Source organism: Bacillus sp. Root131 (assembly GCF_001429475.1).
In the GTDB taxonomy this organism is placed as follows: domain Bacteria; phylum Bacillota; class Bacilli; order Bacillales; family Bacillaceae_G; genus Bacillus_A; species Bacillus_A thuringiensis_S.
On sequence record NZ_LMJQ01000013.1, the window covers coordinates 23,580 to 39,135 of the forward strand.

The window sequence follows — 15,556 nt, forward strand, 5'->3', positions numbered from 1 at the left end:
AATTCCTCCTTCCTATTGTGAATTATTTGCTAACCTTCACAGCGCCTTGAACAACTACAAGAGATTTCTTAGCACCTGGAACGTTACCTTTTACTAGTAATAAGTTGCGCTCAGTGTCAACTTGAACGATTTCTAAGTTTTGGATAGTAACTTGGTCTCCACCCATACGTCCAGCAAGTTTTTTGCCTTTGAATACACGGTTCGGAGCAACTGGGCCCATTGAACCTGGACGACGGTGATAGCGAGAACCATGAGACATAGGTCCGCGAGATTGTCCGTGGCGTTTGATAACACCTTGGAAACCTTTACCTTTAGAAATTCCTGTTACGTCAACGATTTCACCTGCAGCGAAAACTTCAACTTTTACCTCTTGACCAACCTCTAATCCGTCCACGTCTGCATCGCGGATTTCGCGAATGAAGCGCTTAGGAGTTGTAGATGCTTTAGCAGTGTGGCCTTGTTCAGGTTTGTTAGTTAACTTTTCACGTTTATCTTCAAATCCTAACTGGATTGCATTGTAGCCATCAGTTTCAGTTGTTTTCTTTTGAAGAACAACGTTTGGATTAGCAGCGATAACTGTTACTGGGATTAACTCACCGTTCTCAGCAAATACTTGAGTCATACCGATCTTTCTTCCTAAGATTCCTTTGGTCATGAGTTACACCTCCTACATTTTTAAGTTATATAATTTATAGTTTAATTTCGATATCTACACCAGACGGTAAGTCTAAACGCATTAATGAATCTACTGTTTGTGGAGTAGGACTCACGATATCGATTAAACGTTTGTGTGTGCGCATTTCGAATTGCTCACGAGAATCTTTGTACTTATGAACAGCACGAAGAATTGTGTAAATAGTCTTCTCAGTTGGTAATGGGATCGGACCAGAAACTGTTGCCCCAGAACGCTTAGCTGTTTCTACAATTTTCTCAGCTGATTGATCAAGAATACGGTGATCATAAGCTTTTAAACGGATACGAATTTTTTCTTTTGCCATTATTTTCCCTCCTTCGTTCGCCTATTTCTAAAATAGACCTTCTCCATGGAAATTTCCCCACACCATGCCATGGCAAAGCGGCCGGGTGTGTCAGCAACCTTCCACTTCATCGCAGTCAAAGACCAACATTGTCTATTATACAATGTTATTAGTCTAGATGCAAGCATCTTTTTGTTTGCATCTGCTTTTCTCTACTTTTGCTATTATACATGGCACTTTAAAGAATTTCAAGTTTTCATCTACTAGAATTCATTTTACAGTTTTTGGGTTTCGTTTTAATGTTTTTATATACTATAGAAGAAACTCGTCAAAACATAAAGATATCATCCAATTCATTATATAAACACAAACAAAACCCCCCAAGGGGAAATCCCTTGGGGGGTTTTTATATCAGTTAAGATTACTCAACGATAGTAGCAACTACACCGTAACCTACTGTACGTCCACCTTCACGAATAGAGAATTTAGTTCCCTCTTCGATAGCGATTGGAGCGATAAGTTCGATAGTCATTTCGATGTTGTCACCAGGCATTACCATTTCAGTACCTTCTGGTAATTGGATGATACCAGTTACGTCAGTTGTACGGAAGTAGAACTGAGGACGGTAGTTAGCGAAGAATGGAGTGTGACGTCCACCTTCTTCTTTAGATAATACGAAAACTTCAGCTTTGAATTTAGCGTGTGCTTTTACAGAGCCAGTTTTAGCAAGAACTTGTCCACGTTGGATGTCTTCACGAGCAACCCCACGAAGAAGAGCACCGATGTTGTCTCCAGCTTGAGCTTGGTCAAGAAGTTTACGGAACATTTCTACACCAGTTACAGTTGTAGAAGCATTCTCTTCAGCAAGACCGATGATTTCTACTACGTCACCAACTTTAACGATTCCGCGCTCTACACGACCAGTTGCAACTGTACCACGACCTGTGATAGAGAATACATCCTCGATAGGCATTAAGAATGGTTTGTCAGTTTCACGTTCTGGAGTTGGGATGTAAGCATCAACTTCAGTCATTAATTCAATGATTTTTGCTTCCCAATCAGCTTCTCCTTGAAGAGCTTTAAGAGCAGAACCTTTGATTACAGGAATGTCGTCGCCTGGGAATCCGTATTCAGATAATAGGTCACGAACTTCCATTTCTACTAATTCTAATAATTCTTCGTCGTCAACCATGTCGCATTTGTTTAAGAATACAACGATGTAAGGAACACCTACTTGACGAGAAAGAAGGATGTGCTCACGTGTTTGAGGCATTGGGCCATCAGCAGCAGATACTACTAAGATACCGCCGTCCATTTGAGCAGCACCAGTGATCATGTTTTTAACATAGTCAGCGTGACCTGGGCAGTCAACGTGTGCATAGTGACGAGTTTCAGTTTCGTACTCAACGTGTGCAGTTGAGATTGTGATTCCGCGCTCTCTTTCTTCTGGAGCAGCGTCGATTTGATCGTATCCGCGTGCTTCAGCACCACCAGCTTTTGCAAGAACTGTAGTGATCGCAGCAGTTAATGTAGTTTTACCATGGTCAACGTGGCCGATTGTACCGATGTTAACATGGGGTTTAGAACGTTCGAATTTAGCTTTAGCCATTCTAAATTCCTCCTTAGTTTATATAGGTTATTTTATATTTAGACTAGAAAGCGAAACTTACGTCCCACTTTCTAAGCTTACATAAGTAGTTATACTCGAACAATTGATAAAAATCAATTATTCGCCTTTATTTTTTTTAATAATTTCTTCTGAAACAGACTTCGGTACTTCTTCATAATGATCAAATGTCATTGAGAATGTTCCGCGTCCTTGAGTGTTAGAACGTAATGCTGTCGCATAACCGAACATTTCAGAAAGCGGAACCATAGCGCGAACAACTTGTGCGTTACCGCGAGCTTCCATACCTTCTACACGTCCACGACGAGATGTTACGTCACCCATGATGTCTCCCATGTATTCTTCAGGGATTACAACTTCAACTTTCATCATTGGCTCAAGAATTACTGGGTTACATTTAGAAACCGCAGCTTTAAGTGCCATAGATGCAGCGATTTTGAACGCCATCTCAGATGAATCGACATCATGGTAAGAACCGTCAACTAATGCTGCTTTAATGTCAACTAGTGGGTAACCAGCTAGTACACCATTTTTAAGTGAGTCTTCAAGACCCGCTCCAACAGCTGGGATGTATTCACGTGGAACTACACCGCCGACGATTTTGTTTTCGAATTCAAATCCTTTACCTTCTTCGTTAGGTGCAAACTCAATCCAAACGTGACCGAATTGTCCACGTCCACCAGATTGACGAGCAAACTTACCTTCAACTTTCGCAGCAGCGCGGAAAGTTTCACGGTATGCTACCTGAGGAGCACCAACGTTTGCTTCGACTTTGAATTCACGGCGCATACGGTCAACGATGATATCAAGGTGAAGTTCACCCATACCAGCGATGATAGTTTGGCCAGTTTCTTGGTCAGTGTGAGCACGGAATGTTGGATCTTCTTCAGAAAGCTTAGATAATGCTGTACCCATTTTATCTTGGTCAGCTTTAGATTTTGGTTCGATAGCTACAGAGATAACTGGCTCTGGGAATTCCATAGACTCAAGGATAACAAGACTCTTCTCGTCACAAAGAGTATCACCAGTAGTAGTATCTTTTAAACCTACAGCAGCAGCGATATCACCAGCGTAAACTGTTGAAATCTCTTCACGGCTGTTAGCGTGCATTTGTAGGATACGTCCTACACGCTCACGCTTACCTTTAGTTGAGTTTTTCACGTATGATCCAGAGTTTAACACACCAGAGTACACACGGAAGAACGTTAACTTACCAACATAAGGGTCAGTCATGATTTTGAATGCTAGAGCTGCGAATGGTTCTTCATCGCTAGACTTACGTTCTACTTCTTCATCTGTATCCGGAAGAGTACCTTTAATAGCAGGTACATCTAATGGAGATGGTAGGTAGTCGATAACTGCGTCTAACAGGATTTGAACACCTTTGTTTTTGAATGCAGAACCACAGATTACTGGGAAGAATTCTACAGAAGTTGTAGCCTTACGGATACCAGCTTTAAGCTCTTCTACAGTGATTTCTTCACCTTCTAGGTACTTCATCATCATTTCTTCATCAAGCTCAGCTACCGCTTCAATAAGCTTTCCACGGTATTCTTCAGCTAGTTCTTTGTGCTCTTCAGGAATTTCGACACGCTCGATGTCTGTTCCTAAATCGTTACCGTACATGTAAGCACACTCTTCAACAAGATCAATGATACCATTGAACTCATCTTCAGCACCGATTGGTAACTGAATTGGATGTGCGTTTGCTTGTAAACGATCGTGGATTGTTCCTACAGAGTATAAGAAATCTGCACCGATCTTATCCATTTTGTTAACGAATACGATACGAGGTACACCGTAAGTAGTAGCCTGACGCCAAACAGTTTCTGTTTGTGGTTCTACACCAGATTGTGCATCAAGTACTGCTACCGCACCATCAAGTACGCGTAAAGAACGTTCTACTTCTACTGTGAAGTCTACGTGTCCTGGAGTATCAATGATGTTTACACGGTGACCTTTCCATTGAGCTGTAGTTGCAGCAGAAGTAATTGTGATACCACGCTCTTGCTCTTGCTCCATCCAGTCCATCTGAGATGCACCTTCATGAGTTTCACCGATTTTATGAATACGTCCTGTGTAATACAGAATACGCTCAGTTGCTGTTGTTTTACCAGCATCGATGTGAGCCATGATACCAATATTACGAGTGTTTTCTAAAGAGAACTCTCTTGTCATTTGGTGTCTTGCTCCTTCCATATATGGATTGGATTTTTTATTTTAAGTAGCAAAAAAGCCACTTTATATTGTTACATATGCCAGTGTCCAGTACCCTCATTATGTAAAACGAGCGCCCAACGAAAGGGAGAGGCATTCTCCCTCTCCACACTTCCATAAGCGACAAATAAAGCGGTTTATGCTTACATTTATTTTACGTTGAATCCTACCAACGGTAATGAGCAAATGCTTTGTTAGCTTCTGCCATTTTATGAGTGTCTTCACGTTTCTTAACAGATGCACCAGCGTTGTTAGCTGCATCTAAGATTTCGTAAGCTAGACGCTCTTCCATAGTTTTTTCACCACGAAGACGAGCATAGTTTACTAACCAGCGAAGACCTAAAGTTGTACGGCGTTCTGGACGAACCTCAACTGGAACTTGGTAGTTAGCACCACCAACACGACGAGCGCGTACTTCAAGAACAGGCATGATGTTCTTAAGAGCTTGCTCGAATACTTCCATTGGTTCTTTATCTGAACGTTCACGAACGATATCGAAAGCGTTATAAAGAATTGTTTGAGATTTACCTTTTTTACCGTCAACCATCATTTTGTTGATAAGGCGTGTTACTAGCTTAGAATTGTACATTGGATCTGGTAACACATCACGTTTCGCAACAGGTCCTTTACGAGGCATATTGAGTTCCTCCTTTCATTATAAGTTTATTATTTTTTAGCAGGTTTTGGTCGCTTAGTACCATATTTAGAACGTCCTTGCATACGTTTGTCAACACCAGCTGTATCAAGCGCTCCACGAACGATGTGGTAACGTACCCCTGGTAAATCTTTTACTCGACCACCGCGAATTAATACTACGCTATGCTCTTGTAAATTATGACCGATACCTGGGATGTAAGCTGTAACTTCAATCCCGTTTGTTAAACGTACACGAGCGTATTTACGTAACGCTGAGTTAGGTTTCTTTGGAGTCATTGTACCAACACGAGTACATACACCACGTTTTTGAGGTGCAGAGATATCAGTTGATTTTTTCTTTAAAGAGTTAAAACCTTTGTTTAACGCAGGTGATTTAGATTTCCATACTTTATCAGTACGACCATTTCTCACTAATTGGTTAATAGTAGGCATTTGATTATCCTCCCTTCGCATGTTTGTATGACCACATATCCAGGTGGTTCATTATTAGTTGAAAACAAAGTTTTTGCAAGGAAGAGCAAATGCTCTCTCCTCACAAAAACAGTTTTAACTTATTATTCCTATTGCTGAAGCTCCCACTTGAATCCCCGAAACTTTTCCAAGCTTACGAACTGATTCAACTTTTGTTATGGGTATGTTATGTTGCAAAGCAGTGCGAATGATAACATGGGTTAACCGCACATCAGCATCTTCTGCAATAACAACTTCTTTAACTATACCATTTTTGATTGCTTCCAATGTTCGTTTATGACCAACGACTACATTTTCAGCATTTGACACTTTTTGATAAGACATATAAATATCCTCCAAAGCATCGTTCAGGAGCAACCTTGATTATAGTAACATTTTGACTCATACAATGTCAACTAGGATTAGCTGTTTTTATACAAAATTTACGACGGAAAATTTTACTGTTCCACATAAACTTCATCGTTTTCTACATTCATGTTATCTTGTGTTGTTTTTACAAGATCCACTTTACGATAACGATTCATACCTGTTCCAGCAGGAACAAGCTTACCGATAATAACATTCTCTTTCAATCCTAGAAGCTCATCGCGTTTACCTTTAATTGCTGCATCCGTTAAAACACGAGTTGTTTCTTGGAACGAAGCTGCAGATAAGAACGAATCTGTTTCAAGTGAAGCTTTTGTAATACCAAGTAGAACAGGTCTAGCTGTCGCTGGTTGTTTACCTTTCAGTAACACCTTCGCATTCGCATCAGTAAACTGATGGATATCTAGTAATGTTCCTGGTAATACATCTGTTTCACCTGCATCACTTACACGAACTTTACGTAGCATTTGGCGTACCATTACTTCTACGTGTTTGTCACCAATTTCTACCCCTTGCATACGGTATACTTTTTGAACTTCACGTAATAAGTATTCTTGCACTGCTGTAATGTCCGTTACTTTTAGTAATTCTTTCGGATCAATAGAACCTTCTGTTAACTCTTTACCGTGGCTAATTGGCTGTCCTGGAGTTACTTTCAGACGAGCACCGTAAGGAATAGCATACGTACGAGCTTCAACTTCACCCTGTACAACTACTTCTTGGCGATCTTTAACATCGTTGATCGCTGCGATAACACCGTCGATTTCACTGATAACTGCCTGACCTTTCGGATTACGAGCTTCGAAGATCTCTTGGATACGAGGTAAACCTTGAGTGATATCATCTCCGGCAACCCCACCTGTATGGAATGTACGCATCGTTAACTGTGTACCTGGCTCACCGATAGATTGAGCTGCGATAATACCTACCGCTTCTCCTACTTCTACGTCTGTACCAGTTGCTAAGTTACGACCGTAACACTTCTTACATACACCGTGGCGAGTGTTACACGTGAACGCTGAACGAATGTTTACAGTTTCAACACCCGAATTTTCAACGATATGAGCGATATCTTCAGTAATTAATTGGTTTTCACTAACTAATACTTCACCTGTTTCAGGATGTTTTACAGTTTTTCTTGCAAAACGTCCAACAAGACGATCATATAATGACTCAATTACTTCATTACCCTCTTTAATCGCACCAATTAATAGACCACGATCTGTTCCACAATCATCTTCACGGACAATTACATCTTGTGCAACGTCTACAAGACGACGCGTTAAGTAACCAGAATCGGCAGTTTTAAGTGCTGTATCGGCAAGACCTTTACGCGCACCATGCGTAGAGATGAAGTACTCAAGTACTGTTAAACCTTCACGGAAACTTGATTTAATTGGAAGTTCGATAATACGACCAGATGGATTGGCCATCAGACCACGCATACCAGCAAGCTGAGTAAAGTTCGATGCGTTACCACGGGCACCGGAATCACTCATCATGAAGATTGGGTTGCGTTTATTCAAGGATTTCATCAGTTTTCCTTGGATAACATCTTTTGCATTACTCCAAATAGAGATAACGCGATCGTAACGTTCTTCTTCCGTGATTAAACCGCGACGGAATTGTTTAATTACATTATCTACTTTTGCTTGTGCTTCATGGAGAATTTCATCTTTTTCACCTAATACAAGAATATCAGATACCCCAACTGTAATACCAGCCTTTGTAGAGTACTTAAATCCTAAGTTTTTCATACGGTCAAGCATGCGAGATGTTTCCGTAATTTGGAAACGTTTGAATACTTCCGCAATGATGTTACCAAGGATCTTCTTGCTAAATGGTGCCACTTCTTCGCGACTAGCAATAATTTCTTTAATGTTCGCACCTTTTTCAACGAAATATTCCGCTGGTGTTTCTTTTTCAAGGTTTGAGTTTGTCGGTTCATTAATATAAGGGAACGACTCTGGTAAGATTTCGTTAAATATTAATTTACCAACTGTTGTTAATAGAAGCTTACCCTTTTGCTCTTCAGTAAACGTTACGTTATTTACTGAACTTGCAGCAACTGCAACACGTGTGTGCAGATGTACATATCCATTTTGGTATGCAAGTATTGCTTCGTTTGCATCTTTGAAGACCATACCTTCACCGATTGCGCCTTCACGCTCAAGTGTTAAGTAGTAGTTACCTAATACCATATCCTGAGATGGAGTAACAACTGGTTTTCCGTCTTTTGGATTCAAGATGTTTTGTGCCGCTAACATAAGAATACGAGCTTCTGCTTGTGCCTCTGATGATAACGGAACGTGAACCGCCATTTGGTCACCGTCAAAGTCCGCGTTGTATGCAGTACATACAAGTGGATGAAGACGAATTGCGCGACCTTCTACTAATGTAGGTTCAAACGCCTGGATACCAAGACGGTGAAGTGTTGGTGCGCGGTTTAGAAGTACTGGATGCTCTTTAATCACAGATTCTAAAACGTCCCAAACTTCAGGGTGTACACGCTCAATTTTACGTTTCGCACTCTTAATATTGTGTGCTAAGCCTTTTCCAACTAACTCTTTCATAACGAAAGGTTTGAACAGTTCAAGCGCCATTTCTTTCGGTAATCCACACTGGTACATCTTTAAGTTCGGTCCTACAACGATTACAGAACGGCCAGAGTAGTCAACACGTTTACCTAATAAGTTTTGACGGAAACGTCCTTGTTTACCTTTAAGCATGTGAGATAGTGATTTTAATGGGCGGTTACCTGGTCCAGTAACCGGACGGCCACGACGGCCATTATCGATTAATGCGTCTACAGCTTCTTGTAACATACGTTTTTCGTTTTGAACGATGATGCTTGGAGCACCTAGGTCCAATAGACGTTTTAAACGGTTGTTACGGTTAATTACACGACGATATAAGTCGTTTAAGTCAGAAGTAGCAAAACGTCCACCATCTAACTGTACCATTGGGCGTAGTTCTGGTGGGATTACTGGTAGAACATCTAAGATCATCCAAGATGGTTCATTTCCAGAGTTGCGGAATGCTTCTAATACTTCTAGACGTTTAATAGCACGAGTACGGCGTTGTCCTTGTGCTGTTTTTAATTCTTCTTTTAAGAAGTCTACTTCTTTATCTAAATCGATGTCTTGTAGTAGCTTTTTAATCGCTTCTGCACCCATAGCAGCTTGGAATGTGCTACCATATCGATCACGATATGCACGGTATTCTTTTTCAGAAAGTAATTGCTTCTTATCAAGTGGTGTATCTCCACTTTCTGTTACAACATAAGAAGCGAAATAAATTACTTCTTCAAGCGCGCGAGGGGACATGTCTAAGACAAGTCCCATGCGGCTCGGGATACCTTTGAAATACCAAATATGAGATACAGGAGCAGCTAATTCAATATGACCCATACGTTCACGACGTACTTTTGCACGCGTTACTTCAACGCCACATCGATCACAAACTACACCTTTATAACGTACACGTTTGTATTTTCCGCAATGACATTCCCAGTCCTTTTGTGGTCCGAAAATACGCTCACAGAACAAGCCATCTTTTTCAGGCTTTAACGTACGATAGTTAATAGTTTCTGGTTTCTTAACTTCACCGTATGACCAAGAACGAATCTTGTCAGGTGAAGCAAGTCCAATCTTCATATATTCAAAGTTATTTACATCTATCAAGGGGCCTACCTCCCTTTTAGTCTACAGGTTATCCCAATTATTCCTTAGTTGTCTCAACTTCAACATTCAATTTATCTGCTGATTGATGATCATCATCATCTTCTGTATCACGCATTTCAATTTCTGTATCGTCGCTAGACATCATTTTAACGTCCATACCTAAACTTTGCAGCTCTTTAATCAATACTTTGAATGATTCAGGAACGCCTGGTTCTGGAACATTTTCGCCTTTAACAATTGCTTCATAAGTCTTAACACGTCCAACAACATCATCAGACTTCACTGTTAAGATTTCTTGAAGAGTATAAGCAGCACCGTAAGCTTCAAGTGCCCAAACCTCCATCTCACCGAAACGCTGTCCACCGAACTGAGCTTTACCTCCAAGAGGTTGCTGCGTTACAAGTGAGTATGGTCCAGTAGAACGAGCATGAAGTTTATCGTCAACCATGTGCGCAAGTTTGATCATATACATGACACCAACAGATACGCGGTTATCGAATGGTTCACCAGTACGTCCGTCATACAGGATTGTTTTCGCGTCATTTGCCATACCAGCTTCTTCAATTGTGCCCCAAACATCTTCCTCACGAGCACCATCGAATACTGGTGTTGCAATGTGAATGCCCAGGTATCTTGCTGCCATACCAAGATGAAGCTCTAATACCTGACCGATATTCATACGAGATGGTACCCCTAATGGGTTTAACATAATATCGATTGGCGTACCGTCTGGTAAGTAAGGCATATCTTCTTCTGGTAAAATACGAGAAATAACACCTTTGTTACCGTGACGTCCGGCCATCTTGTCACCTTCAGAAATTTTACGTTTTTGAACGATATATGCACGTACAAGTTGATTCACACCTGGTGGCAATTCATCGCCATCTTCACGGTTGAATACTTTTACGTCTAAGATAATACCGCCACCACCGTGTGGTACACGTAGTGATGTATCACGTACTTCACGCGCTTTTTCTCCAAAGATAGCATGTAATAGACGTTCTTCAGCTGTTAATTCTGTTACACCTTTAGGTGTTACTTTACCAACAAGTAAATCTCCATCTTTTACTTCAGCACCAACGCGAATGATACCGCGCTCGTCAAGGTTACGTAATGCGTCTTCCCCAACGTTTGGAATGTCACGTGTAATTTCTTCTGGTCCAAGCTTCGTATCACGAGCTTCTGATTCATATTCTTCAATATGAATAGAAGTGTACACATCATCTTTTACAAGGCGCTCACTCATGATAATCGCATCCTCGTAGTTATAACCGTCCCAAGTCATGAAGCCAACAAGCACGTTACGTCCAAGTGCTAGTTCACCTAATTCCATAGAAGGACCATCCGCAAGGATTTCACCTTTTACAACTTCATTTCCAACACTTACGATTGGACGTTGGTTGTAACAAGTTCCTTGGTTAGAACGAATGAATTTTTGCATTTTGTAGCGATCTAAGTCGCCTTTTACTGTTTGACCGTCAACTTCTACATAGCGACGTACCCAAACTTCACGTGCTTCTACGCGCTCAACAACACCAGGATGTTTACAGATTACTGCAGCACCCGAGTCTTTTGCTGATACGTACTCCATACCTGTACCTACAATCGGAGATTCCGGATTCATTAACGGAACCGCCTGACGTTGCATGTTCGCTCCCATAAGTGCGCGGTTAGAGTCATCGTTTTCTAAGAACGGAATACAAGCTGTCGCTGCCGACACTACTTGTTTTGGAGATACATCCATGTAGTCGATGCGTTCTCTATTTGTGACAATATTTTCGCCACGGAAACGAGCTACGATATCTTCACTTAGGAATTCACCTTCATCAGATAATTTCATATTCGCTTGGGCTACAACATAGTTATCTTCTTCATCTGCTGTTAAATAATCAACATGCCCTGTTACAAGACCAGTTTCTGGGTCAACACGACGGTATGGTGTTTCAATGAAACCAAACTCATTTACTTTCGCGAACGAAGATAATGAGTTAATCAAACCAATGTTTGGTCCCTCTGGTGTTTCAATCGGACACATACGACCATAGTGGGAGTAATGAACGTCACGTACTTCAAAGCCTGCGCGCTCACGCGTTAAACCACCAGGTCCTAATGCAGATAGTCTTCGTTTGTGAGTTAACTCTGCTAATGGATTTGTTTGGTCCATGAACTGAGATAACTGAGAACTTCCGAAGAACTCTTTAATAGATGCAATAACAGGACGAATATTAATTAATGCCTGTGGTGTAATTGCATTTGTATCTTGGATCGACATTCTCTCACGAACAACACGTTCCATACGAGAAAGGCCGATACGGAATTGGTTTTGTAATAGTTCTCCAACAGAACGCAGACGACGGTTTCCTAAATGGTCAATATCATCTGTATCTCCTACTTTGTATAGTAGGTTGAAGAAGTAACTGATAGAAGCAAGGATATCACCTGGTGTGATGTGTTTCACATCACGAGTAATGTTTGCATTACCAATTACATTAATTACGCGTTCGCCTTCCGACTCAGGAGCATAAATCTTAATAGATTGCAGCTCAACATCGCCTTCTACCACTCCACCCATTGGTTTCGCTGTTTTGAATCCAATGTTTTTCTCTAAGTAAGGTAAAATGCGATCAAGTGTACGACGATCTAAGATTGTTCCTTCTGCCGCTAAAATTTCACCAGTTTCTGGATCCACTAATGTTTCAGCTAAACGTTGATTAAACAATCTGTTTTTAATGTGTAACTTCTTGTTGATCTTATAGCGACCTACATTTGCTAAATCGTAGCGCTTTGGATCGAAGAAACGAGACACAAGTAAGCTCTTAGCATTTTCTACTGTTGGTGGTTCACCAGGACGTAGACGCTCATAAATTTCAAGCAATGCTTTTTCTGTGCTATCTGTGTTGTCTTTTTCTAATGTGTTGCTTAAGTATTCGTTATCACCTAAAAGCTCGGTGATTTCTTGATCAGAGCCAAACCCTAATGCGCGTAACAAAACAGTTACAGGAAGTTTACGCGTACGGTCAATACGCACATATACAACATCCTTAGCATCTGTCTCATACTCTAACCAAGCTCCGCGGTTTGGAATTACAGTAGCAGTAAAACCACGTTTTCCGTTTTTATCCACTTTGCCACTATAGTATACGCTTGGAGAGCGAACTAACTGGGAAACGATAACACGTTCTGCACCGTTAATTACGAATGTTCCAGTCTCTGTCATGAGTGGGAAATCTCCCATGAACACATCTTGTTCTTTTACTTCACCAGTTTCCTTGTTGATTAGACGCACTTTTACACGAAGTGGTGCTGCATACGTCACATCACGCTCTTTGCATTCGTCTACAGAGTATTTAGGTTCACCTAAGCTGTAGTCGATAAATTCAAGCGATAGATTTCCCGTAAAGTCTTCAATCGGAGAAATGTCTTGGAACATTTCTCGCAAACCCTCATCAAGAAACCACTGATAAGAAGAGGTTTGAATTTCGATAAGATTTGGTAACTCTAATACTTCACTAATACGGGCATAACTTCTTCGTTGGCGGTGGCGTCCGTATTGAACTAGTTGACCTGTCAACTGCTTCACCCCTCAAATCATGAGTATTATAAATGCACAAAAAAATTTGTGCAAAATCACAAATAAATACAACTACTGCTATTAGCGTAGTCTTTTTCTCTTAAAGATAAATACGTTGAGTCTTTCTACCTGCTCAAAAAAGAAAAATGGCTTCTATAAGAAAACCATCATTCTGTTTCATAATCTGCTGATTTTACTATCTTTTCCAAGAGAAACAAAAATATACATCTTTCTCAACGCAGAAAATCATATATTGGCATTGTATAATGTTAACATAGCCAAAAATAACCGTCAACGTTTTTTTGATTTTATGATATAATATCCTTTTTTCTTTTCTACAACCTCAACTTCAGAAAATACTTCCTCTAGTTTTTTCAGCGCAGATGGTGCACCTTGCTTCTTTTGAATAACAATCCAAAGTTCTCCACCTGGAACTAAATACTCCACAGCTTTTTCTAAAATTTCATGTACGACATCTTTACCCGCACGAATTGGAGGGTTAGATAGAATAGCAGCATACTTGCCATCTACATTTTCATAGACGCTACTTTGAAAAATACGTATATTCTCGATTTTGTTATTAGCGGCGTTTTCTTTCGCAAGTCCAAGCGCCCTTTCATTCACATCCACCATGTGAACTTCACGACCTTGAAACTCTTTCGCTAGCGACAAACCAATAGGACCGTATCCGCAACCTACATCTAATATATCACCTTTAATATCTGGCATTTGAAAAGCTTCAATTAAAAGACGGGAACCAAAGTCCACTTCGTTTTTCGAGAACACCCCATGGTCGGATAAGAAAGTAAATTGAGATCCACGAAGTGCAAATTCCCATCGCTTACGATCACTTTTACTAGAAGGGTCGTTAGAAAAATAATGGTCTGCCATATGGCCACCTCTCTTCTTTACAGTTAAAAAAAAAGCTCGCATGAGAGCGAGCTTTTTTTAAAGCATCAAAAGTTAATTACTTAACTTCTACAGCAGCGCCAACTTCTTCAAGTTTAGCTTTGATTTCTTCAGCTTCTTCTTTAGCAGCAGCTTCTTTGATTACTTTTGGAGTGTTGTCAACTAATTCTTTAGCTTCTTTTAAGCCAAGACCAGTGATTTCACGAACAACTTTGATAACTTTGATTTTTTGTGCACCAGCGCTAGTTAGTTCCACATCAAATTCAGTTTTCTCAGCAGCAGCTTCTCCAGCGCCACCAGCAACAGCTACAGGAGCAGCAGCAGTTACGCCGAATTCTTCCTCGATAGCTTTTACTAAGTCGTTAAGTTCTAATACAGTCATAGATTTAACTGCTTCAATGATTTGTTCTTTAGTCATTGTAAATATCCTCCCTTAAATAGGTTTGTATTGTTTTATCGATAATACGTAATTATCTTTTAAAAAATTAAGCGCCTTGCTCTTCCTTTTGTTCTGCAACTGCTTTAGTAGCAAGTGCAAGGTTACGGATTGGAGCTTGAAGAACGCTAAGAAGCATAGAAAGTAAGCCTTCACGTGATGGAAGAGTAGCGATTGCTTTAACCTCATCAAGTGTTACAAGTTTACCTTCGATTACGCCCGCTTTAATTTCTAAAGCTTCATGATTTTTAGCGAAGTCGTTTAATACTTTCGCAGGAGCAACTACATCCTCGTTACTGAACGCGATTGCGTTTGGTCCTGTTAAGAATTCGTTTAACTCAGCCATTTCAGCAGATTCTGCAGCACGACGAGTTAGAGAGTTTTTGTAAACTTTGAACTCAACGCCAGCTTCACGTAATTGCTTACGTAATTCTGTTGCTTCAGAAACTGTTAAACCACGGTAGTCAACAACGATCGTAGATTTACTAGCACGAAGTTTGTCCGCGATTTCAGTTACAACTTGTTGTTTAGTTTCGATTACTTTGCTCATGTTATTACACCTCCTGTAGATTATATAGAAGATGTACCGAAAGTGCACTAAAAACCTCCATGCCCAACTTGTAGACATGGAGGCATATAGTC

Annotated in this window: 12 protein-coding genes and 1 other annotated feature (1 of these 13 running past the window's edge); all 12 genes read right to left on the reverse strand. The window is 40.6% G+C overall.

Annotated features, from left to right (window positions below):
- Positions 1-22: 22 nt before the first annotated feature.
- Positions 23-655 carry a 50S ribosomal protein L3 gene (gene rplC, locus ASE54_RS23060; protein ID WP_000160209.1) on the reverse strand — a complete coding sequence of 211 codons (633 nt, stop codon included), beginning with the start codon at positions 653-655 and terminating at the stop codon, positions 23-25.
- 34 nt (positions 656-689) lie between these two features.
- Positions 690-998 carry a 30S ribosomal protein S10 gene (rpsJ, locus tag ASE54_RS23065; RefSeq protein ID WP_001040595.1) on the reverse strand — a complete coding sequence of 103 codons (309 nt, stop codon included), beginning with the start codon at positions 996-998 and terminating at the stop codon, positions 690-692.
- A 400-nt stretch (positions 999-1,398) separates the two neighbouring features.
- Positions 1,399-2,586: an elongation factor Tu gene (gene tuf, locus ASE54_RS23070; RefSeq protein ID WP_001029617.1), complete on the reverse strand. Its 1,188-nt coding sequence runs from the start codon at positions 2,584-2,586 to the stop codon at positions 1,399-1,401.
- 117 nt (positions 2,587-2,703) lie between these two features.
- Positions 2,704-4,782 (reverse strand): elongation factor G, encoded by a 2,079-nt coding sequence (fusA, locus tag ASE54_RS23075; protein ID WP_000196384.1) that lies wholly within the window; start codon positions 4,780-4,782, stop codon positions 2,704-2,706.
- A gap of 205 nt (positions 4,783-4,987) precedes the next feature.
- On the reverse strand, positions 4,988-5,458 hold the full coding sequence (gene rpsG / locus ASE54_RS23080; RefSeq protein ID WP_001137492.1) for a 30S ribosomal protein S7: 471 nt from the start codon (positions 5,456-5,458) through the stop codon (positions 4,988-4,990).
- A gap of 29 nt (positions 5,459-5,487) precedes the next feature.
- Positions 5,488-5,910 carry a 30S ribosomal protein S12 gene (gene rpsL / locus ASE54_RS23085; RefSeq protein WP_001142341.1) on the reverse strand — a complete coding sequence of 141 codons (423 nt, stop codon included), beginning with the start codon at positions 5,908-5,910 and terminating at the stop codon, positions 5,488-5,490.
- Positions 5,911-6,024: 114 nt separating this feature from the next.
- Positions 6,025-6,273, reverse strand: a complete 249-nt coding sequence (locus tag ASE54_RS23090) for a 50S ribosomal protein L7ae-like protein (protein ID WP_000121833.1) — start codon at positions 6,271-6,273, stop codon at positions 6,025-6,027.
- 113 nt (positions 6,274-6,386) lie between these two features.
- Positions 6,387-9,998 (reverse strand): DNA-directed RNA polymerase subunit beta', encoded by a 3,612-nt coding sequence (gene rpoC / locus ASE54_RS23095; protein ID WP_000567944.1) that lies wholly within the window; start codon positions 9,996-9,998, stop codon positions 6,387-6,389.
- 37 nt (positions 9,999-10,035) lie between these two features.
- On the reverse strand, positions 10,036-13,569 hold the full coding sequence (gene rpoB / locus ASE54_RS23100; RefSeq protein ID WP_000147553.1) for a DNA-directed RNA polymerase subunit beta: 3,534 nt from the start codon (positions 13,567-13,569) through the stop codon (positions 10,036-10,038).
- 291 nt (positions 13,570-13,860) lie between these two features.
- Positions 13,861-14,460 (reverse strand): class I SAM-dependent methyltransferase, encoded by a 600-nt coding sequence (locus ASE54_RS23105; RefSeq protein ID WP_000763258.1) that lies wholly within the window; start codon positions 14,458-14,460, stop codon positions 13,861-13,863.
- Positions 14,461-14,536: 76 nt separating this feature from the next.
- Positions 14,537-14,896 carry a 50S ribosomal protein L7/L12 gene (gene rplL, locus ASE54_RS23110; RefSeq protein ID WP_000159736.1) on the reverse strand — a complete coding sequence of 120 codons (360 nt, stop codon included), beginning with the start codon at positions 14,894-14,896 and terminating at the stop codon, positions 14,537-14,539.
- 67 nt (positions 14,897-14,963) lie between these two features.
- Positions 14,964-15,464, reverse strand: coding sequence for a 50S ribosomal protein L10 (rplJ, locus tag ASE54_RS23115; RefSeq protein ID WP_000048717.1), 501 nt, complete (start codon positions 15,462-15,464; stop codon positions 14,964-14,966).
- A gap of 39 nt (positions 15,465-15,503) precedes the next feature.
- Positions 15,504-15,556 (reverse strand) — a sequence feature (ribosomal protein L10 leader region); it runs 92 nt beyond the window's last position.